The sequence below is a fragment of the Bradyrhizobium sp. UNPF46 genome (assembly GCF_006658625.1).
Taxonomy (GTDB): Bacteria; Pseudomonadota; Alphaproteobacteria; order Rhizobiales; family Xanthobacteraceae; genus Bradyrhizobium; species Bradyrhizobium nitroreducens.
The window spans coordinates 19,725-39,854 of record NZ_LFJB01000010.1; the positions used below are offsets into that span (position 1 = coordinate 19,725).

Annotated in this window: 18 protein-coding genes; 2 read left to right on the forward strand and 16 right to left on the reverse strand. The window is 65.8% G+C overall.

Going from position 1 to position 20,130, the window contains the following annotated elements; genetic code table 11:
• Positions 1 to 13: 13 nt before the first annotated feature.
• The 4 genes from UNPF46_RS05805 to UNPF46_RS05820 form a co-directional block, all read right to left on the reverse strand.
• Entirely contained in the window at positions 14 to 1,672 is a 1,659-nt protein-coding gene (locus tag UNPF46_RS05805) for a hydantoinase B/oxoprolinase family protein (protein ID WP_142249397.1), read from the reverse strand.
• Between the two features lie 2 nt (positions 1,673 to 1,674).
• Positions 1,675 to 3,759: a hydantoinase/oxoprolinase family protein gene (locus tag UNPF46_RS05810; protein WP_142249398.1), complete on the reverse strand. Its 2,085-nt coding sequence runs from the start codon at positions 3,757 to 3,759 to the stop codon at positions 1,675 to 1,677.
• A gap of 138 nt (positions 3,760 to 3,897) precedes the next feature.
• Positions 3,898 to 4,719, reverse strand: a complete 822-nt coding sequence (locus UNPF46_RS05815; protein WP_142249399.1) for an NAD-dependent protein deacetylase — start codon at positions 4,717 to 4,719, stop codon at positions 3,898 to 3,900.
• Positions 4,720 to 4,865: 146 nt separating this feature from the next.
• The gene (locus UNPF46_RS05820; RefSeq protein ID WP_142249400.1) at positions 4,866 to 5,270 is read right to left on the reverse strand and encodes a hypothetical protein; all 405 of its coding nucleotides are present in this window, start codon (positions 5,268 to 5,270) and stop codon (positions 4,866 to 4,868) included.
• Between the two features lie 582 nt (positions 5,271 to 5,852).
• Between UNPF46_RS05820 and UNPF46_RS05825 the strand changes: the two genes are divergently transcribed.
• Positions 5,853 to 6,113 carry a DUF1488 family protein gene (locus UNPF46_RS05825; protein WP_097659875.1) on the forward strand — a complete coding sequence of 87 codons (261 nt, stop codon included), beginning with the start codon at positions 5,853 to 5,855 and terminating at the stop codon, positions 6,111 to 6,113.
• A 145-nt stretch (positions 6,114 to 6,258) separates the two neighbouring features.
• Here the strand turns inward: UNPF46_RS05825 and UNPF46_RS05830 are convergent, their stop codons facing one another.
• Both UNPF46_RS05830 and UNPF46_RS05835 read right to left on the reverse strand, forming a co-directional pair.
• Positions 6,259 to 7,095 carry an SDR family oxidoreductase gene (locus UNPF46_RS05830; protein ID WP_142249401.1) on the reverse strand — a complete coding sequence of 279 codons (837 nt, stop codon included), beginning with the start codon at positions 7,093 to 7,095 and terminating at the stop codon, positions 6,259 to 6,261.
• 73 nt (positions 7,096 to 7,168) lie between these two features.
• Complete coding sequence (locus tag UNPF46_RS05835) at positions 7,169 to 8,488, reverse strand: solute carrier family 23 protein (protein ID WP_142249402.1); 1,320 nt, start codon at positions 8,486 to 8,488, stop codon at positions 7,169 to 7,171.
• A 133-nt stretch (positions 8,489 to 8,621) separates the two neighbouring features.
• Between UNPF46_RS05835 and UNPF46_RS05840 the strand changes: the two genes are divergently transcribed.
• Positions 8,622 to 9,956, forward strand: a complete 1,335-nt coding sequence (locus tag UNPF46_RS05840; RefSeq protein ID WP_142249403.1) for a dicarboxylate/amino acid:cation symporter — start codon at positions 8,622 to 8,624, stop codon at positions 9,954 to 9,956.
• 186 nt (positions 9,957 to 10,142) lie between these two features.
• Here the strand turns inward: UNPF46_RS05840 and UNPF46_RS05845 are convergent, their stop codons facing one another.
• The 10 genes from UNPF46_RS05845 to UNPF46_RS05895 all read right to left on the reverse strand — a co-directional run bounded on the left by UNPF46_RS05845 (position 10,143) and on the right by UNPF46_RS05895 (position 20,065).
• Positions 10,143 to 11,753: an ABC-F family ATP-binding cassette domain-containing protein gene (locus tag UNPF46_RS05845; protein WP_142249404.1), complete on the reverse strand. Its 1,611-nt coding sequence runs from the start codon at positions 11,751 to 11,753 to the stop codon at positions 10,143 to 10,145.
• Positions 11,754 to 11,925: 172 nt separating this feature from the next.
• On the reverse strand, positions 11,926 to 12,270 hold the full coding sequence (locus tag UNPF46_RS05855) for a RidA family protein (RefSeq protein WP_100175855.1): 345 nt from the start codon (positions 12,268 to 12,270) through the stop codon (positions 11,926 to 11,928).
• A 15-nt stretch (positions 12,271 to 12,285) separates the two neighbouring features.
• On the reverse strand, positions 12,286 to 13,407 hold the full coding sequence (locus UNPF46_RS05860; protein ID WP_142249406.1) for an NAD(P)/FAD-dependent oxidoreductase: 1,122 nt from the start codon (positions 13,405 to 13,407) through the stop codon (positions 12,286 to 12,288).
• Entirely contained in the window at positions 13,404 to 14,822 is a 1,419-nt protein-coding gene (locus UNPF46_RS05865) for an FAD/NAD(P)-dependent oxidoreductase (protein WP_142249407.1), read from the reverse strand. The genes UNPF46_RS05860 and UNPF46_RS05865 overlap by 4 nt, the downstream gene beginning before the upstream one ends.
• Positions 14,819 to 15,115 carry a (2Fe-2S)-binding protein gene (locus UNPF46_RS05870; RefSeq protein WP_100175858.1) on the reverse strand — a complete coding sequence of 99 codons (297 nt, stop codon included), beginning with the start codon at positions 15,113 to 15,115 and terminating at the stop codon, positions 14,819 to 14,821. The genes UNPF46_RS05865 and UNPF46_RS05870 overlap by 4 nt, the downstream gene beginning before the upstream one ends.
• Before the next feature lie 28 nt (positions 15,116 to 15,143).
• A complete protein-coding gene (locus tag UNPF46_RS05875) occupies positions 15,144 to 16,280 on the reverse strand; it encodes an NAD(P)/FAD-dependent oxidoreductase (RefSeq protein ID WP_142249408.1) in 1,137 nt (378 codons plus the stop codon).
• An 8-nt stretch (positions 16,281 to 16,288) separates the two neighbouring features.
• Positions 16,289 to 17,098 (reverse strand): ABC transporter permease, encoded by an 810-nt coding sequence (locus UNPF46_RS05880; RefSeq protein ID WP_142249409.1) that lies wholly within the window; start codon positions 17,096 to 17,098, stop codon positions 16,289 to 16,291.
• On the reverse strand, positions 17,095 to 17,970 hold the full coding sequence (locus UNPF46_RS05885) for an ABC transporter permease (protein WP_100175861.1): 876 nt from the start codon (positions 17,968 to 17,970) through the stop codon (positions 17,095 to 17,097). The genes UNPF46_RS05880 and UNPF46_RS05885 overlap by 4 nt, the downstream gene beginning before the upstream one ends.
• Positions 17,967 to 19,007, reverse strand: a complete 1,041-nt coding sequence (locus UNPF46_RS05890; RefSeq protein WP_181769808.1) for an ABC transporter ATP-binding protein — start codon at positions 19,005 to 19,007, stop codon at positions 17,967 to 17,969. Before UNPF46_RS05890 ends, UNPF46_RS05885 begins: the two co-directional genes overlap by 4 nt.
• A 23-nt stretch (positions 19,008 to 19,030) precedes the next feature.
• Positions 19,031 to 20,065 carry an ABC transporter substrate-binding protein gene (locus UNPF46_RS05895; protein ID WP_142249411.1) on the reverse strand — a complete coding sequence of 345 codons (1,035 nt, stop codon included), beginning with the start codon at positions 20,063 to 20,065 and terminating at the stop codon, positions 19,031 to 19,033.
• Positions 20,066 to 20,130 lie beyond the last annotated feature (65 nt).

The following is a 20,130-nucleotide window of genomic DNA, read 5'->3' on the forward strand; positions in this document are numbered from 1 at the left end:
GCGCGCAGACGTGTCAGCGCGCGTACCCGTAAACTGCAACTGCGTTGTCGGCGGACACGAGCCCGCTCTCGATATCGTCCTTGACCGCGGCCCGCTCGCGCGTCGCGGGATCGCCGATGCCGGCGCCGCCGGGCGTCAGCACCACCAGCCGGTCGTCCGGCGGCACCTGCTGAAAGCCCTTGCCGCGCAGCTTCTTGCCCGATTTCAAGCCGACATAGCCCGCCTCGCCGTTCTTGCCGCCGTCGCGCCCGCGCGGCGGATGATCGATGCGGTCGAACGCGGCGAGGATGTCGAACGGCGCATCGACGCCGCTGCCGACCTCGATGATCTGGCCGAGGCCGCCGCGCGTGCGCCCCGCCCCACCGGAATCCGGGCGCAGCTCCTTGCGCCAGAAGATCAGCGGGGTCTGCGTCTCCGCGATCTCGACCGGCGTGCCGCGCACGCCGCTGGGATAGGCGGTGGCCGACAATCCGTCCTTGCCGAAGCGCGCGCCGGTGCCGCCATTGGAGGTGACCGCCATCGAGAATCCGTAGTTGCCGCCGACGCCGGAGCGGGTCTGTCCGCGCACGTTGAGATTCCACAGGCAGGAGGTGCCTTCCGCCGGCACGCGCTCGGGGATGATCTGGCGCAGGCAGCCGAACACGACGTCGGGCAACATCTGGCCGATGATGTGGCGCGAGGCGACCGGTGCGGGCTTCGGCGCATTGAGGATCGCGCCCGCAGGCGCCGACACCGTCAGCGGCGAGAGCGAGCCGGCATTGTTCGGGATCTGCGAGGCCACGACGCAGCCGAGGCCGAACACGGTGTAGGCCGTGGTGTAGGACATGGGCACGTTGATGCCGAACTTCGAGGCCGCTGACGTGCCGTCGAAGTCGACGTGGATGCCCGTCTCCGAGATCGTCAGCGTCGCCGCCAGCGTGACCGGGGCATCGTAACCGTCGACCACCATGGTGTTGCGCCAGCTGCCCTTCGGCAGCTTCGCGATCTCGGCGAGCACCGCCTCGCGCGAGCGGTCACAGATGTAGTCGCCGAGCTCGTCGAGCGTGTCGATGCCGAACTCGGTCATCATCTCGACCAGGCGCTCGCAGCCGACGTCGTTGCAGCCGGCGAGCGAATAGGTGTCGCCCTCGGTGTCGATCGGCAGTCGCGTGTTGGTGCGGATCATCGCCATCAGCGTCTCGTTGACGACGCCCTGGTCGATCAGCTTCAGCATGGGGATGTAGAGCCCCTCCATGAACACGTCGGTGGCATCGGGGCCGAAGCCGATGCCGCCGATGTCCATGAGATGGCTGGTGCAGGAGAACAGCGCCACCGGCTTGCCGTCCTTGAAGCAGGGCGTGGTGACGACGAAGTCGTTGAGGTGGCCGGTGCCCATCCAGGGATCGTTGGTGATGTAGGCATCGCCTTCCTTCATCGTCTCGATCGGGAAGTGATTGATGAAGTGCTTGACCGATTCCGCCATCGAGTTGACGTGGCCTGGCGTGCCGGTCACCGCCTGCGCCAGCATGCGGCCCTTGAGGTCGAACACGCCGGCGGAGAGATCGCCGCATTCGCGCACGATCGGGCTGAAGGCGGTGCGGAGCAGCACCTGTGCCTGCTCCTCGACCACGGCGATCAGCCGGTGCCACATGATCTGGAGATCGATCAGGCTCGCGCCGTTTGCCTTGCTCATGATCAGGCCGCCTTCCGTTCCATGACGATGCTGCCCGCACCGTCGATATGGGCGTCGAAACTGGTGGAGACGAAGGTCGAGGTCTCGTCCTCCGCGATCACCGCGGGGCCCGCGATGGTCGCGCCCGGCGCCATGTCCTCGCGGCGATAGAGCGGGATCTCGATCACCTCGCCCGCCCGGCCGTCGAAGAATTTTCGGCTGCCGCTCGCCTTGCCGGCCGGCTTGCGCGCGACGGCGGCGACGGCGGCCGGATTGCGGGCATCGGTGGTTGCGAGCACTGACCAGCTCAGCACCTCGATCGCCGCGCCCGGGATCGAGCGCTCGAACATCGCGGCATAGTCCGCCTCGAACTTCCCGCGCAGGCCGGCGAGATCGGCCGCCGTCAGCCGGCGGTTCGGCAGCTCGACCGAAATCTCATGGCCCTGGCCGACATAGCGCATGAAGGCGGAACGACGCTCGCGCACCGGCGCACCGGCCGCGCCAGGCTCGACCAATGCGCGCGCCTCGGTCACCATCTCCTGCAAGAGGTCGGAGACCGCCTCGGTGTCGAAATCATCGAGCCGGACATGACGGCTGCGCACCAGTTCATAGGCGATGGGAGCTGCCAGGAATCCAACGGCCGAGCCGACACCGGCATTCGACGGCACGATCACCCGGGAGACGCCGATCTTCTCGGCAACCCGCGCCGCATGCAGCGGCGCGGCGCCGCCGAAGGCGATCAAGGTGTGCTGGCCGACAATCTCGCCGCGCTCGACCGCATGGACGCGCGCCGCGCTCGCCATGTTCTCGCAGACGACCTCATGCACGGCATAGGCCGCGGTTTCCGCCGACAGGCCCAGCGGCTCGCCGACGCTGCTCAGCAGAGCCTTTTTCGAAAGCTCCGGATCAAGCTTGATCGTGCCCCCGGCGAAAGCATCGGGATCGATCATGCCGAGCGCGACGTCCGCATCCGTCACGGCCGGACGCTGGCCGCCACGGCCATAGCAGGCCGGGCCCGGCTCCGACGAGGCGCTCTCGGGCCCGACGGTGACGCGCTTCATCGCGTCGACATGGGCGATCGAGCCGCCACCGGCGCCGATCTCGACCATCTCGATCACGGGAATGCGCACCGGCAGGCCCGAACCTTTCAGGAAGCGCGCGGCGCGGTCGACCTCGAACACGCGCGAGGTCTCGGGCTGGTATTTCTCGATCAGGCAAATCTTGGCCGTGGTGCCGCCCATGTCGAAGGACAGCACCTTGCTCTCGCCGAGCCGTGCCGCGATCTGCGCCGCGAAGATCGCGCCGCCGGCAGGCCCGGACTCGACGAGACGCACCGGAAAGCGCCGCGCCGTCTCGATCGACGTGACGCCGCCACCGGAGGTGACGAGATAGATCGCGCCGCGGAACTGCTCGACCTGCAAGGCGTCGGCCATGCGGGCGAGATAGCCGTCGATCAAGGGTTGCACATAGGCGTTCGCGACCGCGGTCGATGTGCGCTCATACTCGCGAATCTCGGGACAGACGGCCGAGGACACCGTCACGGAAATGCCCGGCATCTCCTCGGCGAGGATCGCGGCCGCACGCCGCTCGTGCTCGGGATTGGCATAGGAGTGCAGGAAGGCGATCGCGACGCTCTCGACGCCCAGCTCGCGCAATTTCGGCGCGAGTGCGCGCACCGACGCTTCGTCGAGCGCGAGACGGACGGCACCGTGCGCATCGACGCGCTCGGGCACGGTGAAACGCAGACTGCGCGGCGCCAGCGGCCTCGGCTTGTCGATGGTGAGATCATACTGGTCGTAGCGGCTCTCGGTGCCGATATCGAGCACGTCGCGAAAGCCTTCGGTCGCAATCAGCGCCGTCTTGGCACCGCGGCGCTCGATGATGGCGTTGGTCGCGAGCGTGGTGCCGTGAATGAAGACATCGATGTCGCTGATGTGGGCACGTGCGTCGGCGAGAATGAGACGCATTCCATCCAGCACCGCCTGTTCGGGCCGCTGCGGCGTCGTCAGCAGCTTGCGCGTCTTGCGATCCTGACCCACGTCCAGCACGATGTCGGTGAACGTGCCACCGATATCGACGGCAAGCCGCACCTCGGCTCCCTCAAGCATTCCAAATTCTCCGGCTGATCGTCGAAACTGTCGTCGAAAGCGCAGCAATTTCCATGCCATGGATGACTGGGAACGCCGCACCAAGCCATTCTGCTTGGCACCTATGCAATAGGCAAGGCGTGTTCGCGAGCCCCGCGATCAGAGCAGGAATGCAAGCGCCGCTTCGCAGCGCTCCTCGACCTTCAGCGTCAGCAGATCGTCGGCGCGGGTGCGGCCGAGATTGACCGCCGCAATCGGAATGTTGCGCTGCGCGGCAGCCTTTACGAAGCGGAATCCGGAATAGACCATCAGCGACGAGCCGACGATCAGCATGGCGTCGGCCTGCGCCAGATGATCCTGCGCGGCGGCGACGACCTCGCGCGGCACGTTCTCGCCGAAGAACACCACGTCAGGCTTGAGGATGCCGCCGCAGGCGTCGCAAGGAGGCACCTGGAAGGACGAAAAGTCCTCGTGCTCCAGATCAGCGTCGCCATCCGGTGCATCGGCGGCATCGAGCGCCAGCCACGTCGCATTGGCGCGCCCAAGCGCGTGCTGAAATTCCTCGCGCGACGTCTTCGCTCCGCAGCCCATGCAGCGGACCAGATCGAGCCGGCCGTGCAGGTCGATCACCTCGCGGTGGCCGGCGGACTGATGCAACCGGTCGACGTTCTGGGTCAGCAGCATCCCGCAGCGCCCGTTCGCCTCGAGCCGGGCCAGCGCATGATGCGCATCGTTCGGCTTGGCCCGGCCGAACCGACGCCAGCCGATCAGGCTGCGCGCCCAATAGCGCTGACGGGTATGTTGCTCCGACATGAAAGCCTGGAAGTTGACCGGCTGGGTCCGCTTCCAGTTGCCGTTGCCGTCGCGATAATCGGGAATGCCCGAATTGGTGCTGCAGCCGGCGCCGGTCAGCACGAACAGCTTTTCGTGCCGGTCGACGAAGTCCTGCAGCGGTCGGTTTGCCAGCGGAGCATTTGCCATGGCGCAGATGTAGTTCGCGCCGCGACATTTTGCCAGATCACTCCCGGACCGCCGCCCCGAAGCGGGCAACGGATCGATCCGTGCCGGCGAAATGCCGGCGGCGAAGGCTCGCGCACCAGCTTGTTCTGCCCCGAACGCGTCTCCCGTCAGATCTTGGCGGGATCGGTGTCATGCCTATGCTTGTGAAGAAACCGGGCAATCTGCCCGCGGAGCGCCGCCGTGTCCAACAATGTTCCGACCGAACCGGCGGTGTCGAAGATCTCCCGCTGAAGCGTCGTCGGCAGGGAATTCCATTGCATGATGACGGCCGCGCCGAGACAGCGCAAAACGCGCTCCTCCTCCGCCGCGAGGGCTGCGCCACGCAGTCGCTCCGCCTCACCGGCGCGGACTGCATCCGCGTATTGGTCAGCGAGAACCTGCTCGTTGTCCGCGCGCCAAGCAAGGCTATCCTGCAGTTTCTCGAATTTGCGGGTATCATCCTTGCCGGGCGAACTCCTGGCCAGTTCGCCGTACGCGGCCGCTTTTGCGCGATACTGTAGAAATTTGAACATGCCGCCTCCTTTCGTTGAAATTCTCGGCGCGCGGCGGACGACCGGCCCGAGGTCGGCGTTCGACCAGCTCGCGCTCACAAGGAGATCGTGCGCGGTGGTGCAGCTCTGTCGCGAGAGCATCCTCATGCGAAGCCACGCCGAAGCCGACTACCATTGGATCAACATCGAAACGGCGATCAACAGCACGAAGAAGGCCGGCAGCAAGACCGGAGGTACGAGCCACTCGCGAAGGATGAATCCGGGGGAATCCGACATATTGACCGCCTCTTGGTCGCGGCGGGAGCGCAATGCTCTCAGTCACCGATAACGGCCGAGGGGCGAGCGGTGATCGAGGGGATATAGGCACTCTTCGCAAAATAGCGAGGCTTGCGACGGACTATTTGTCCCGAGCAGCACCGCAGCGGGTTGTAACCCTGTCGCCGGATCATCATTTGAAAGAGGCGCAACCGGCTCTCTCTTGTCAGGCCTCGACGAAACGTCCGTGTTCCTGACGCACGCAAGCCCGGCGTCGGCCACCCAGCCGTGCCGCCGGCTCAAACGGCGTGAAGGCGCACGGCACCTGCAACCCGATCGGCCCGAACCATGATTGATTTTCCAAATCACAGTCGCTCATATGACCAGACACGGCGTGCCGTGCGGTTCTGGGGACACGACAGCGCCATCGAGGCCTCGTTCTTCATCGACGAAGGCGCGTTGAAGCGGATTCAACCGGGCGCCGATGCGACCGAATCGGGATTCCTGAACGCGTTCGATCGCAATCGCGACTTGATATGTGCCGCCGCGGCCAGGAAGTACGTCCGCGGCAGCAGGGGCTCCTACGACCTGCTCGCAGGAGATTTCTGACGCGGCCAATGAGTTCGTGATTTCGTCCGTGAACCCACGTTTCTAGAGCATTTTCGGTTCTGATTGAATCAGAACCCAAGCTCTCGATTCTTGTTTTGACGCGTTTTCTTCACGCGAACCGGTGTCCACTTCGCTCGAAAACGCTCTAGCTCGCCCAGTTCTCGCGAAACTCCGGAAACAGCGTCAGGCCTCCGCAGGCATAGAGGGTCTGTCCGGTGATGTAGCTCGCATCGTCCGAAGCGAGGAAGGCGAACACGGCGGCGATCTCCTCCGGCGTGCCGACGCGCCCCATCGGAATGTGGCTGGTGACGACGCCGCGCTTTTCCGGATCGCCGGTCCAGGCCGCGTTGATCGGCGTGTCGATCGCGCCGGGACCCACGGCGTTGACGCGAATGCCTCGGCTGGCGAACTCCAGCGCCAGCGTGCGCGTCAGGTTGGCCATGCCGCCCTTGCTGATCGAATAGGCGAGATAGCCGGGTTTCGGTATGATCTGGTGCACGCTGGAGCAATTGATGATGCTGCCGCCTCCCCCGCGCGCCACGAAATGCGCGAGCGCCTTCTGCGCGCAGAGCACGGCGCCGTTCAGGTTGACGTCGATGATGCGGCGATAGGTTTCGACGTCAAGCGCCTCGCTCGGCGATTCCACCTGGAAGCCGGCATTGTTGACCAGACAATCGAGACGCTTCCAGCGCGAAAGGATCGCCTCGAACATCGCGGCAATGTCCTGCTCGTTACCGACATTGGCCCTGACGATGCAATGATCACCCTCGCCGTGGCCGCGAGCGCGCGAAGCTGCCCGCGCGAGCGCGAGCGTCTCCTCCGCCCGCTCCTCGTTCTCGAAATAATTGATGGCGACGGTCGCACCTTCCTGGGCGAGCCTGATGGCGACAGCGCGGCCGATGCCTTGGGAGGCGCCGGTCACCAGCGCGTATTGGCCGACAAGGCGCGAGGGAAACGAAGTCGAGCGATCGGGTTGCGGCATGAGTTCTCTCCGGAATGCCTCTTCATCGGCGGGCGGCGCTTTTGGTTCCATCCCTCCAGCGCATCGCAGGGATTCATTCCGCACGCCTCGCCAGTGGCGAGGTCAGGATCTGATGGAGGATGATGGCGCCGAAGGTTGCGGTGCCGATGCCGCCGATCGTGAATGCGCCAAATTTGAGCGTGAGGTCGCCCGCGCCCGCGGTCAACGCCACGGCGGCGGTGATCAGGTTTGCAGGATTTGCAAAGTCGACCTTGTTCTCGACCCAGATCCGGCCCGCCATCGCCGCGATCAGTCCGAACAGCACGATCGAGAGGCCGCCGATGACCGGCCCTGGGATCGACAGGATCAGCGCGCCGAATTTCGGCGAGAAGCCGAGCAGGATCGACACGATCGCGGCGAAGGCAAACAGCAATGTCGAATAGACCTTCGTCGCCGCCATGACGCCGATGTTCTCGGCATAGGTGGTGACCCCGGTGCCGCCGCCGCAGGCCGCGACGATGGTCGCCAGGCTGTCGGCGAACAGCGCGCGCCCGAGATAGGCGTCCAGGCTCCGGCCCGTCATGGCGCCGACGGCCTTGATGTGACCGAGGTTCTCGGCGACGAGGATGATGGCGACCGGCGCAATCAGGAAGATGGCATTGGCCTCGAACGTCGGCGCGGTGAAGTTCGGCAGGCCGATCCACGGCGCGGCCTTCAGCTGCGCGAAGTCGATCGGCTTGCCGAAGCCGAGGCCGTTCGCAAACAGCAGGTACAAGAGGTATCCACCGATTGCGCCGAGGATGATCGGCAGCCGGCGCCAAAGGCCGGGAGCTGCAACCGCAACCACGCCGATGATCAGAACGGTGGCGAGCCCGATCCCCGTGTCGAAGGCGTTGGCGCTCACCGCCTTGACCGCCACGGGCGCGAGGTTGAGGCCGATCGCCGCGACCACGGCGCCGGTGACGGCCGGCGGCAGCAGCCTCTCGACCCAGCCGCCCCCCGACCACATCACGACCAGCGCGATCACCCCGTAGAGCACGCCGGCTCCGACGATGCCGCCGAGCGCGACCGAGATATTGGGGTTCGCCCCATGTCCGGCATAGCCCGTGGCGGCGATGACGACGGCGATGAACGCGAAGCTCGACCCGAGATAGCTTGGCACGCGCCCGGCGACGATCACGAAGAAGATCAGCGTGCCGATGCCGGAGAACAGGACCGCGACATTGGGATCGAAGCCCATCAGCAACGGCGCGATGATCGTCGAGCCGGACATCGCGACGCAATGCTGAAGACCGGAGACGACGGTCTGGCCCCATGACAGCCGCTCCTCAGGCATGATCACGCCCGAGGTCTTCAGCGTCCAGCGCGGAAAATAGCTCTGTGCTTGCTCGTCCGAGCCGGTTGCTGTCGACATGTTCCCCCCATTGCGGTGCAGCGATCGATCGTCGTGCGATCCGACAAAAATGTGATTGTCGCTTCTGCGGTGACCATCACATGATGCAAAGATTCAAATCTTTGCAAGATCAATGCGTTCCAGGGCCCAGCCTATGACACAAGTCGCGATCCAGCCAGCCATCCACCGCCGGCATCAGCCCTGGTACAAGATCCTTTATGTGCAGGTGCTGATCGCCATCGCGTTCGGGGTGCTGATCGGCTATTTCTACCCCGATCTCGGCAAGGCCCTGAAGCCGCTCGGCGACGGCTTCATCGCGCTGATCAAGATGATGATCGCGCCGGTGATCTTCTGCACGGTGGTGCACGGCATCTCCTCGATGGGCGACCTCAAACGCGTCGGCCGGGTCGGGCTGAAGTCGCTGATCTATTTCGAGACGGTCTCGACCGTCGCGCTCGCCGTCGGCCTTTTGGTCGGCGAGATCCTGCAGCCCGGACACGGTTTCAACATCGACCCCGCGACGATCGATCCGAAGTCGGTCGCGACCTACGTCACCAAGGCCCATGAAGAAGGCATCGTCGCCCATCTGATGGCGATCATCCCCGACAGCTATCTGGGGGCGATCGCGCGCGGCGACCTCCTGCAGGTGCTGCTGATCTCGATCCTCTCAGGCTTCGCCATCGCCTTCCTCGGCAAGGCCGGCGAGCCCATCGCGGATGCGATCGACAAGGCCGCAAAGATGTTCTTCGGCATCATCCGCATCATCGTCCGCGTGGCGCCGATCGGCGCGTTCGGTGCGATGGCGTTCACGGTCGGCGCCTATGGCCTCGGCTCGCTGCTCAATCTAGCCGCGCTGATCGGCACGTTCTACCTCACCAGCATGCTGTTCGTGCTCGTGGTGCTGGGTGCGATCGCGCGGCTCGCCGGCTTCTCGATCCTGCGCTTCATCGCCTACATCAAGGACGAGCTCTTGATCGTGCTCGGCACGTCGTCCTCCGAGACGGTGCTTCCGCAGATGATCCAGAAGATGGAGCATCTCGGCGCCTCGCGCTCCGTGGTCGGTCTCGTCATTCCCACCGGCTACAGCTTCAACCTCGACGGCACCAACATCTACATGACGCTCGCGACGCTGTTCCTGGCGCAGGCCACCAACACCCACCTGACCATCTGGCAGGAGCTCGGCATTCTCGGCATCGCCATGATCACCTCGAAGGGCGCTTCGGGCGTCACCGGTGCCGGCTTCATCACGCTCGCCGCGACGCTGTCGATCGTGCCCGACATTCCGATCCAGTCGATCGCGATCCTGGTCGGCATCGACAAGTTCATGAGCGAATGCCGCGCGCTGACCAACCTGATCGGCAACGGCGTTGCCTGCGTCGTCATCAGCATCTCCGAAGGCGAGCTCGACCGCGAGGCGCTGCACGAGACCATGGCGCATCCGCTGGAGATCGGCGAAGCACTGGAGCCGGGTGGAAGCGCTGCCTCGTAGACACGCGCGAGGAAGGCAAAGCCCGGTTCCAACGCGGTAGTTTCCCGGAGTAGCAAAGTGATGCGGCACGCGTCACAACAATCGGATTGGGATCACCGATTGATACTCATTTTTTCCACCCGACGCGCTGGGGGCAGGGCGTCGGGTTTTTGAAAATCACTGCCATATCCAAATCGCCACGCGGGATCAGAGGATCCCGCCATTGTGCAGCGCCTGGGCGGCAAGATCGATCCGCCGCGTAATCCCGATCGCTTCCAGGAATGCTTCGTCATGGCTGACGACGAGCAGCGCGCCGTCATAGGCCCGCAGGCCCGCTTCGACCGCTTCGATGGACTCGATGTCGAGATGATTGGTCGGCTCGTCCAGGATCAGCAGCGAGGGCGGCGCTGAACCGCCCAGCACACAGGCAAGCCCTGCGCGAAACATCTGTCCGCCGCTCAAGCTCCCGACGATCTGCAAGGCCGCATCCGCGCGAAACATGAACCGCGCCAGCGCGGCATGACATTCATTCGCACCCGCCTTCGGGTTAAGGCGCTGGAAGTTCCCGAGGATCGAGATTCCGGGATCGAGCAGGCTGACCTTCTGGTCGAACAGAGCGAAGTCGGGCCGAACCCGCACGATGCCGGCGAGCGGCCGCATGTCGCCCGCGATCAGCTTCAGCAGCGTGGTCTTGCCCGAGCCGTTCGGCCCCGCCAGGGCGACCCGCTCGGGTCCGACGATCGAGAACGACAGATCGCGCAAGATCGGCCGCTCCGGTTGATAGCCGGCGCTGACGCCGTCGAGCGAGACCACCTCCCGGCCCGCCGGCAGGCTCGTCACGGGCAGCTTCACCGACAGCGGCTGAAGAATCTCGATGCGGCGGCGCGCGGCGTCAACGGCCTCGCGCGCCTCCGCGCGCTGCCGCTCGGCGATCTGTGCGGTCTTGCCGCCGGTATCTTCGCTGCGATCCTTGCGCGCGCCCGCGAGAATGCGCGGCATGTCGCCCTTGGCTCGCTTCTTCCGCCCGCCGCTGTCCTTGCGCGCTTTCTTCTCCGCGGCCTCCTGCGCCTTGCCGTCGATCTCCGAAAGACGCCTCTCGGCATGCGCGAGATCGTGCCTGACGGCCGCGAGTTCGATGGCCTTTCGCTCGCGGTAACGACTCCAATTGCCGCCATATCGGGTTGCGCCCAGCGACGTCAGTTCGACGATCGCATCCATGGTTTCGAGCAAGTTCCGGTCGTGGCTGACGACGATCGCGCCGCCGCGCCACGCTTGCAGCAGGTCGATCACGGCCCTCCGTCCATCCCGGTCGAGATTGTTGGTGGGCTCGTCCAGCAACAGGAAGTCCGGCCGGGCGAAGATCAGCGCAGCGAGCCGAACCCGCGTGATCTGTCCGCCGGACAGGCACGACAGCCCCGTGTCGGGCGACGGATCGAACCCCAGGCGTGCCAGCGCGGCCTCGAGCCGCGCTTCGAGCGTCCAGTCGACCTCCGCGATGTCGTCGACCGAAGCATCGCCCCGCTCGGCCCGGCGCAGCAAGTCCAGTGCCGGCCGTATGCCGAACAGGTCGGCCACGGTCGCACCTGCAGGCAATTGCACGTCCTGGCGCAGCAGGCCGATGCTGCCGTTGACGAGAACGAGTCCTGACTGGGGAAGATGGTGCCCCGAGATCGAGGCAAGCAGCGTGGTTTTGCCGACGCCGTTGCGGCCGACGAGACCGGTCCGCTCGGCCGCGAATGTCAGATCGACGTTGGAGAGGAGAGAACGGCCGTCAGGCGTGGACAGCGACAGGTTCGACAGGATGATTGAAGCAGGCATGGAATTCCCCGTGAGCAAGGCGGATGGGCGTTGCGGTTGGGGTGAAATCCATGGCTGCGAAGATCCTGGTTGACGAACCCTCCAAGTATTCCCTTCGAAGGGCGAGATCAAGGCGCGGCGCGAGGAGACGACCGCGCGAGAGGCGCTGTCGTCCCTTCGTCGGCAAGCGCGCTCAGCCCTTGAGCGCGGTGACCACCACCTCGATCAGCGCGCCACCGAGATCGGCGACGCCGACGGTGGCGCGGGTCGGCAGGTTGTCGCCGAAGAACTCGGTCCAGACCGGGTCCATCTCGTTCTTCTTGGAGAGGTCGGTCACGAAGATCGAGGCGCTGACGACGCGGCTCTTGTCGGTGCCGGCTTCCTTCAGGTAGCCGGCGATCTTGCCGAGGATGTTGCGGGTCTGGTCGCCCATCGAGCCCGAAATGTCGTCGGCGATGGTGCCGCCGATGAAGACGAAGCCGTTGGCTTCGACGGCGCGGTGCTGAATGGGCGTGCGAATGCTGCGGGTGATGCTCATGATGTCCTCTTGAGTTTAGAGCGTGGAGGGATGGAAGCGATCAATGCCGAGATCGCCGATTCTGGTCTGCGTGCCGCCGTTGACGATCAGCTCCGCCATCACGGCGCCGGCGCCGGGACCGAGCTGGAAGCCGTGCAGCGAGAAGCCGAACTGGTGGTAGAGCCCCCTGTGGCGGCTGCTCGGCCCGAACACGGGAATATCGTCCTTCATCTTGGCCTCGATGCCGGCCCAGGCGCGGACGATCGTCGCGCTACGCATCACCGGGAACAGCTCAAACACGGTCTGCGCGCTGGTCGCAAGGCTCTTCCAGTCGAGCACCGTCTCGTTGCGATCCTGATAGGGTGTCGCCAGATGGCCGCCGCCGATCAGCACGGTGCCGTTCTTGAACTGCTTGAAGGACAGTTTTCGGCCGCGCAGGATCACGACGGGATCGATGAAGTGCGGCACGCGCGAGGTAATCATCAGCATCGGCGCCACGGTCTCGACCGGCACGGGCTCACCGAGATCGGCCGCGATCCTGCCGGCCCAGGCGCCGGCGGCATTGACGAGCACCGGCGCAGCAAAGGTCTCCGTGCCGGCATCGACATGCCAGAGGCCGTCGCTGTAGCGGATGTTGCTGGCGGCGACGCCCTCGCGCACGGCAGCGCCGAGCTGCGCGGCCTTGCGGCGGAACGCCGTCGTCGTCTGTGCCGGATTGGCCGCGCCGTCGCGGCGCGAGACCACGCCGCCGGGACAGGTCTCGGCGACCGCCGGTACCAACCGCCGCAATTCAGCCGCGTCGATCAGCTCCTCATGGGTGAAGCCGAGCGCGTTGAGCTCGGCGACGCGCGCACGGCAAGCCGCGAGCTCCTCCTCGTTCTCGGCGACCAGCACCTGGCCGTAGCTCTCGAAGCTGCAATCGTCGTCGAGGAGATCATTGATCTTCTCCCAGATCCCCATCGACCGGATCGAGAGCGGAATCTCCGGGATGTGCCGCATGAGCTGACGCACGCCGCCGGCGTTGACGCCGGAGGCGTGGCGGCCCGCATAATCCTTCTCGATCAGCACCGGCTTCAGGCCGGCGAGACAGAGATGCAGCGTGGTCGAGCAGCCATGGATGCCGCCGCCAATGACGATCGCATCCACGTTTCGCGTCATCCGCGCACCACGGCCTTGACGTCGGCCTCGCTCTTGGGAACGGCGGCGAGCTCGGCGAGCGTGATCGGCTTCACCGGCGCGCGCAGTCGATAGTAGCCGATCTCCTGCGGGGTCTTAGCCCGCGCCTGCGCCATCAGCTCGGTGACGGTGAGACCGCAGAGCCGGCCCTGGCACGGGCCCATTCCGGTGCGGCGATAGGCCTTGAGCTGGTTCGGCCCGGTCGCGCCGATCGCGACGGAATCGAGGACGTCCTTGGCCGTCACCTCCTCGCAGCGGCAGACGATGGTATCGCCCGAGGGAATGCGGAACTGCGGCGCGGGCCGGAACAGCGTGTCGAGGAACACGCGGCCGCGTTCGGCCTTGGCGAGATCGGCACGCAGCGCTGCCATTGCAGGGAGCTTCGCCGCAACTGCGGGCGCAAGCGCTTCGACCGCCGCACGCGCGGCGATGCGACCGCGGACCACGGCGGCATTGGCACCACCGATGCCCGCGCCGTCACCGGCGATCGCGATGCCGGCGACCGACGAATTGCCGCTCGCATCCAGCACCGGCGACCAGCAGAGTTGCAGATCATCCCAGCGATGCTCGACACCGGCCGCCATCGCCAGATTGACGTTGGGCACGACGCCCTGATGCAGCAGCAGCAGATCTGCTGGAATGGTCTCGCGCTTGCCGCCGGCGACATAGCTCACGCTCGCAAGCTGGCCGTCGCCCGACGCCGCAAGCTCGGTGACGCCGGAGACGACCTGCACCTTGGCCTTGACCTCGCGCATCATCGACAGGCCCTTGGCGAAATAGGGCGAGGTCAGGAACGCGAAGGCGTGCGGCAGCGCCGCGAAATAATTGCCGCGCCCGGTGGTGTCGAGGATGCGGTCGATGCGGCCGCCGAGCCGCAGGATCTGCGCGGCGAGCAGCCAGAGCAGCGGCCCCTGCCCCGCGATCACGGTGCGGCCGTCAGGCACCAGCGCCGATGATTTCAGCATGGTCTGCGCCGCGCCGGCGGTCATCACGCCCGGCAACGTCCAGCCGGGAATCGGGAACGGCCGCTCCAGCGCGCCGGTCGCGAGGATCACGCGCTTCGCCCTAACGAAGGCGGAGGCGCCGCCGATGGAGACGGCGATGTCGAGATTGCGGTCGAGGCTCCACACCGTGGCGCGATGAATGACCTCGGCACTGCTCGCGCGCAGCGCCTGCACGAGATCAGCACCGACCCAATAATCCGCACCGAGCTGGTTGCGGTCGGTCACGGGCGTCGAGGAAATCGCGCGAAACACCTGACCGCCGGGGCCGATGTTCTCGTCGAGCATCAGCGTCGTCAGACCTGCGCCGGCCGAGGTCGCCGCAGCAGCAAGCCCGGCCGGACCGGCGCCGATCACCACGACGTCGTAGTCTTCACGCTTGGGAGCCACGCTCATCGTCCAATCTCCCGCTTGCCCTTCTGGATTTCGATCTGCATGCCCTCGGCGACGGGCACGAGGCAACCCTGGCGGTTGCCGACGCCGTCGATGGTGACGAGGCAGTCGAAGCACACGCCCATCATGCAGTAAGGCAGACGCGGCGCGCCGCTGACGGCGGTGGACCGCCGCACGTCGCGACCGGACGCCAACAGCGCAGCGGAGACAGTGTCGCCCTGGCGCGCCGCGACGGCCACGCCGTCGACGAAGATCTGGACCTGCGCACGCTTGTCCTGTTCGGATCTCTTGAACATGGGATGCCTCATGGCTCCTTTGGAATCTCTAATAGCCGCTGTTGTTCGCGGCACCCGCGCGGCCGAAGCGGCTGGCGGAGAACGCGCCGACCAGCTCGGGCTCGAGCGCGCCCTGCGCCACCATGCGCGCGATCTCGAAAGCGTGGTTGGAGGCGAGCGTCACGCCGGAATGGCAGCAGGCGACGAAGGCGCCGGGATGGGTCTCCGACTGGTCGTAGATCGGAAAGCCGTCCTCCGGCATCACGCGGATGCCGGCCCAGCTCCTGACCACGTTGAGCCGGGACAGATGCGGGAACATGCGCTGGGCACGATCGGTCATGACGGCACTGATCGAATGTTTCAGCGTGCGGTCGTCGAGCTCGTCTTCCTTGCTGTCGCCGATCATCACCGTGCCCTCGTCGGTCTGGCGGATCGTGGTCAGCGGATGCGGCAGGAACGGCATGGTGCGCTCGGTCACGACGACCTGGCCGCGGGTCGGGCCCATCGGCGCATGGAGGCCGACCATCGGCGCGAGCGTCTGGTTGGCATTGCCGGCGGCGAGCACGATCTTGGCAGCGCGCAGCTCGCCCTTCGGCGTGGTCAGGCGGAATTCGCCGCCGCTCTTGCTGATTGCCGAAACCGGGCGCTCCGGAAAATAGTCGATGCCGAACGCCTTGAAGCCGGTATGGAACGCGCGGAACGTGCGCAGCGAATTGACGTGACCGTCGAGCGGACAATAGCTGCCGCCGGAGACCTCGGGCCCGATCAGCGGCAGCGCCTTCTTGATCTCGGAGGGCCGCAGCATCTCCATCTTGTAATCGGCGGCGCCGACCTGATTGTGCATGCGCTTGACGAGCTCGGTGCGCTGGCCGAATTCGTCCTCGCCGAGCGTCAGGTGAAAGCCGCCATTCTGCTGAAGGGCAACATCGAGCCCGGTCTGCTGCTTCAGCTCGGACGCAAGCCGGCCCCATGCCTGCGATGCCTGGACTGTCCACACCGTATAGGCCGGCATGCCGAGGCCCTTGCTCTGCACCCACACCAGCGCAAAGTTCGCGCGCGAGGCGCGCTTGGTGATGTCGCCTTCGTCGAGCACGGCGACGCGCTTGCCGAGCCGGCCGAGGCCCCAGGCAATGGCGGAGCCGAGCAGTCCGCCGCCGACGACGGCGACGTCGTATTCTCCTGACATGGGTTCTCCTATCGCCCCGTATCTCCGCCCTTGCCTGCGAGCACGCGGTCGAGCCCGTAGAAGCGGTCGAGCAGAATGAGGGCGGTCATGGTCACAGCGATCACGCAGGCCGAGACCGACGTCACCAGCGGATCGATGTTGTCCTGGATATAAAGGAACATGCGCACCGGCAACGTCTCGGTGCCGGGTGCCGCGAGGAAGACGGTCATGGTGAGGTCGTCGAAGGACTGGATGAAGGCGAGCGCCCAGCCGCTGATGACGCCGGGCAGGATCAGCGGCAAGGTCACGCGACGAAACAGCGTCCAGCCGCCGGCGCCGAGCGACACTGCGGCCATCTCGACCGTGCGGTCCATGCCGGTCGCCGCCGCCAGCGTCAGCCGCAGCGCGAACGGAAATACGATGATGACATGGGCGATGATCAGCGCGGCAAAGCTGCCGCCGAGCCCGGCCGAGGTGAAGAAGCGCAGGAAAGCGATGCCGAGCACGACGTGCGGAATCATCAGCGGTGACAGGAACAACGCCGCCAGCGCATCACGGCCGCGGAAGCGATAGCGCGCGATCGCCAGCGCGGCCGGCACCGCGAACAGCAGCGCCACGAAGGACGACAGCGCGCCCAACCCGAGGCTGACCCAGAAGGCGTGGATGAATTCGGGGTAGTTCGCGATCGCCCTGAACCAGCGCAGCGAAAACCCGTTGGTCGGCAGCGACAGAAAGCCTTCGGGCGTGAAGGCGACGAGACAGACCACCAGGATCGGCGCCACCATCACGATGACGAAGATGGTGTGGAAGATCAGCGCGAGCGGACCGTTCCGTCTCATCGGAACACCTCCGCGTAACGGCGCTCGATCAGCGCGTTGCTGCCGACGACGATCAAGACCAGCGCGACCAGCAGCAGCGTCGCGACGGCGGCACCCAGCGGCCAGTTCAGCGTGTTGAGGAATTCGTCATAGGCGAGCGTCGCCGCGACCTTGAGCCGGCGGCCGCCGATGATCGCGGGCGTCGCAAAGGCGCTGGCCGAGAGCGAGAACACGATGATCGCGCCCGACAGCACGCCCGGCATGATCTGCGGCATGATGATGCGGCGGATGATGGTGACGGGTCCGGCACCGAGCGACATCGCGGCATTCTCGATCTGCGGATCGAGCCGCTGCAGCGCCGCCCACACCGACAGCACCATGAACGGCATCATCACATGCGCGAGCGCGATGATCATGCCCGTCTCGGTAAACATGAAGGGAATGGGGGAACGCATCACCCCGAGCGACATCAGGAGCTTGTTGACGAGGCCGTTGTTGCCGCCGAACAGCAGCGCCCAGCCGAGCGTGCGCGCGACGACGGAGATCAGCAGCGGGCCGAGGATGACCAGCAGGAAGAAGCTCTTCCAGCGGCCGTCCATGCGGTTGAGGATGTAGGCCTCGGGCGCACCGAGCAGCGCCGTGAGCAGCGTGGTCAGGATGGCTATGCGGAACGTCCGCCAGAACATTTCGGCGTAATAGGGATCGGTCGCGATCTCGTGCCAGTTCTTGAGGATGAAGACCGGCTCGATGCCCTTGTACTGGCCCCAATCGTGGAACGACAGCATCACCGTCATCGCCAGCGGAATCAGCAGCACGCCGACGAACAGCATCAGGGCGGGCGCCGTCAGCGCCCACGGCGCGCGTACGCTGCGCTCCTCGGCGGCCATGCTCATGCGCCGGCCCTCGCGCGCACGCTCATGTCCGCAGGTTGCCAGGTGAGGCGAACCGCGTCGCCTTCGGCCGGCTGCGCCTGGCCGTCATTCTGGCGGATCACGATCGCCGGGCCGCATTCGCTGTCGCACTGGAACAGCCAGTGATTGCCCTGGAAGATGCGCGTGATGATCTTTGCGCTGAGGCCGGCATCGCCGAAGCCGATTCGTTCGGGACGAATGCTGACGGTAACAGGGCCGCCGAGCCCGGCCGGCGCCGGTGCGCGCCAGGAGCCCGCCACCAGTTGCGTGGGGGCGACGGTCCGGTCGATCGTTCCGGCAAAATCATTGGTCTTGCCCAAAAACTGCGAGACGAAGGCCGAGGCCGGCCGCTCATAAGTCTCCTGCGGGGTGCCGATCTGCTCGATCTTGCCCTGGCTCATCACCACGATGCGGTCGGACAGCGACATCGCCTCGTTCTGGTCGTGGGTCACGAGGATGGTGGTGGTGCCGATGGTGCGCTGGATCTGGCGCAGCTCGATCTGCATCTCCTCGCGCAGTTTTGCGTCGAGGTTCGACAGCGGCTCGTCGAGCAGCAGCACGCTCGGCTTGATCACCAGCGCCCGCGCCAGCGCCACGCGTTGCTGCTGGCCGCCGGACATGCGGCGGGGGTGGCGGTCCTCGTAACCGGCGAGACCCACCATCGCGAGCGCGGCACGCACGCGCTCGGCGCGCTCATTGCGCGGCACGTTGCGCATCTCGAGGCCGAAGGCGACGTTTTCCGCCGCGGTCATGTGCGGGAACAGCGCGTAGCTCTGGAACACGATGCCAAGACCGCGCTTGGCCGGATGGATCGCGGTCAGGTCCTTGCCCTCGAGGCGGATCGCGCCGCGCGTGGGATCGAGGAAGCCCGCGATCATCTGCAAGGTCGTGGTCTTGCCGCAGCCGGACGGGCCGAGAAAGGAGACGAACTCCCCCTTCCCCACCGACAGGCTGAAGTCTTCGACCACAGTCTGCGCGCCGAACTGCTTTGCGACCCGATCGAGTTCGAGATAGGCCATGACGCTGTCTCCGCCGCGACCGGTCAGCGTTCGACCTCGCGATTCCAGCGCTTGGTCCACTCCTCGCGCTTCTCGTTGATGACGGTCCAGTCCGGATTATAGAGCTTGGCCGCGCGCTCGCCGATCGGCGCCATCTTGCCGAGCTCCGGCGGGATCGCCAGCGATTTCAGCACCGGGCCGTAGCCGTAATCCTTCAGCATCACCAGCTGGATCTTGGGGTCGAGCAGCATCTTGACGAAGCTCGCCGCGAGCGGCGAGGCGTTGGGCTTGGCGATCGGACACGCCGTCGTCAACAGCGTCGCCGCGCCTTCCTTCGGATAGACGAAGTCGACGGGGAAGCCGGTGTTGGCAAAGCTCTGCACGCGGCCGGTGCCCCACACCGCGATCACGGCCTGGCCGGACTGGAACAGCTCGGTCATCTTGCCCGGCGACGGCTCATAGGCGAGCACGTTCGGATTGATCTCTTCCTTGAAGATCTTGAAGCCGGAATCGACGTTGGTCTCGCCGCCGCCGTTCATCTTCGACAGCATCACCAGCGCTTCCAGCCCGTAGGTGTTGTTGATCGGCGGGATCACGAGCTGCTTGGCGTATTTGGCATCCTTCAGATCGTTCCACGAGGTCGGCGGCGCCCAGCCTTTTTCCTTGAACACCTTGGTGTTGTACATCAGGCCGGTCGCGACGATGCCGATGGCGACGGCCCGGTCGTCCTTGAAGCGCGCGGCGTCGTAGAGATCGGCAGGCAGGCCGTCGAGCTTGCCGCAGAAGCCGAGCTGGATCGCCTGATACATCGGGCCGTCATCGACGATGGCGACGTCGATCTGCTGGTTGCCCTTCTGCGCCTGCAGCTTGGCCAGCGTGTCGGTGGAGTTGCCGGCGACGTATTCGACCTTGACGCCGTTTTCCTTCTCGAAGGCCGGGATCACCTCGTCGCGGATGGTCTTCTCGAACGAGCCGCCATAGCCGGCGACATAGAGCGTTTTCTGCTGGGCCGAGGCGACCGACGGGGCGGCAATGAGCGCTGCGATGCTGACCGCGGTCAGAAGGCGAAAAGTTGTCATGTGGACCGATCTCCATACCGGAATGAGGTGACGTGCCGACAAATCTCCGGCTGGGTCGCCTTCCG

What these genes read in the sequence shown, in the direction of transcription:
- UNPF46_RS05805 (WP_142249397.1), bottom strand. Translation starts at nt 1,672, where the DNA reads ATGAGCAAGGCAAACGGCGCGAGCCTGATCGATCTCCAGATCATGTGG.
- UNPF46_RS05810 (WP_142249398.1), bottom strand. Translation starts at nt 3,759, where the DNA reads ATGCTTGAGGGAGCCGAGGTGCGGCTTGCCGTCGATATCGGTGGCACG.
- UNPF46_RS05815 (WP_142249399.1), bottom strand. Translation starts at nt 4,719, where the DNA reads ATGGCAAATGCTCCGCTGGCAAACCGACCGCTGCAGGACTTCGTCGAC.
- UNPF46_RS05820 (WP_142249400.1), bottom strand. Translation starts at nt 5,270, where the DNA reads ATGTTCAAATTTCTACAGTATCGCGCAAAAGCGGCCGCGTACGGCGAA.
- UNPF46_RS05825 (WP_097659875.1), top strand. Translation starts at nt 5,853, where the DNA reads ATGATTGATTTTCCAAATCACAGTCGCTCATATGACCAGACACGGCGT.
- UNPF46_RS05830 (WP_142249401.1), bottom strand. Translation starts at nt 7,095, where the DNA reads ATGCCGCAACCCGATCGCTCGACTTCGTTTCCCTCGCGCCTTGTCGGC.
- UNPF46_RS05835 (WP_142249402.1), bottom strand. Translation starts at nt 8,488, where the DNA reads ATGTCGACAGCAACCGGCTCGGACGAGCAAGCACAGAGCTATTTTCCG.
- UNPF46_RS05840 (WP_142249403.1), top strand. Translation starts at nt 8,622, where the DNA reads ATGACACAAGTCGCGATCCAGCCAGCCATCCACCGCCGGCATCAGCCC.
- UNPF46_RS05845 (WP_142249404.1), bottom strand. Translation starts at nt 11,753, where the DNA reads ATGCCTGCTTCAATCATCCTGTCGAACCTGTCGCTGTCCACGCCTGAC.
- UNPF46_RS05855 (WP_100175855.1), bottom strand. Translation starts at nt 12,270, where the DNA reads ATGAGCATCACCCGCAGCATTCGCACGCCCATTCAGCACCGCGCCGTC.
- UNPF46_RS05860 (WP_142249406.1), bottom strand. Translation starts at nt 13,407, where the DNA reads ATGACGCGAAACGTGGATGCGATCGTCATTGGCGGCGGCATCCATGGC.
- UNPF46_RS05865 (WP_142249407.1), bottom strand. Translation starts at nt 14,822, where the DNA reads ATGAGCGTGGCTCCCAAGCGTGAAGACTACGACGTCGTGGTGATCGGC.
- UNPF46_RS05870 (WP_100175858.1), bottom strand. Translation starts at nt 15,115, where the DNA reads ATGTTCAAGAGATCCGAACAGGACAAGCGTGCGCAGGTCCAGATCTTC.
- UNPF46_RS05875 (WP_142249408.1), bottom strand. Translation starts at nt 16,280, where the DNA reads ATGTCAGGAGAATACGACGTCGCCGTCGTCGGCGGCGGACTGCTCGGC.
- UNPF46_RS05880 (WP_142249409.1), bottom strand. Translation starts at nt 17,098, where the DNA reads ATGAGACGGAACGGTCCGCTCGCGCTGATCTTCCACACCATCTTCGTC.
- UNPF46_RS05885 (WP_100175861.1), bottom strand. Translation starts at nt 17,970, where the DNA reads ATGAGCATGGCCGCCGAGGAGCGCAGCGTACGCGCGCCGTGGGCGCTG.
- UNPF46_RS05890 (WP_181769808.1), bottom strand. Translation starts at nt 19,007, where the DNA reads ATGGCCTATCTCGAACTCGATCGGGTCGCAAAGCAGTTCGGCGCGCAG.
- UNPF46_RS05895 (WP_142249411.1), bottom strand. Translation starts at nt 20,065, where the DNA reads ATGACAACTTTTCGCCTTCTGACCGCGGTCAGCATCGCAGCGCTCATT.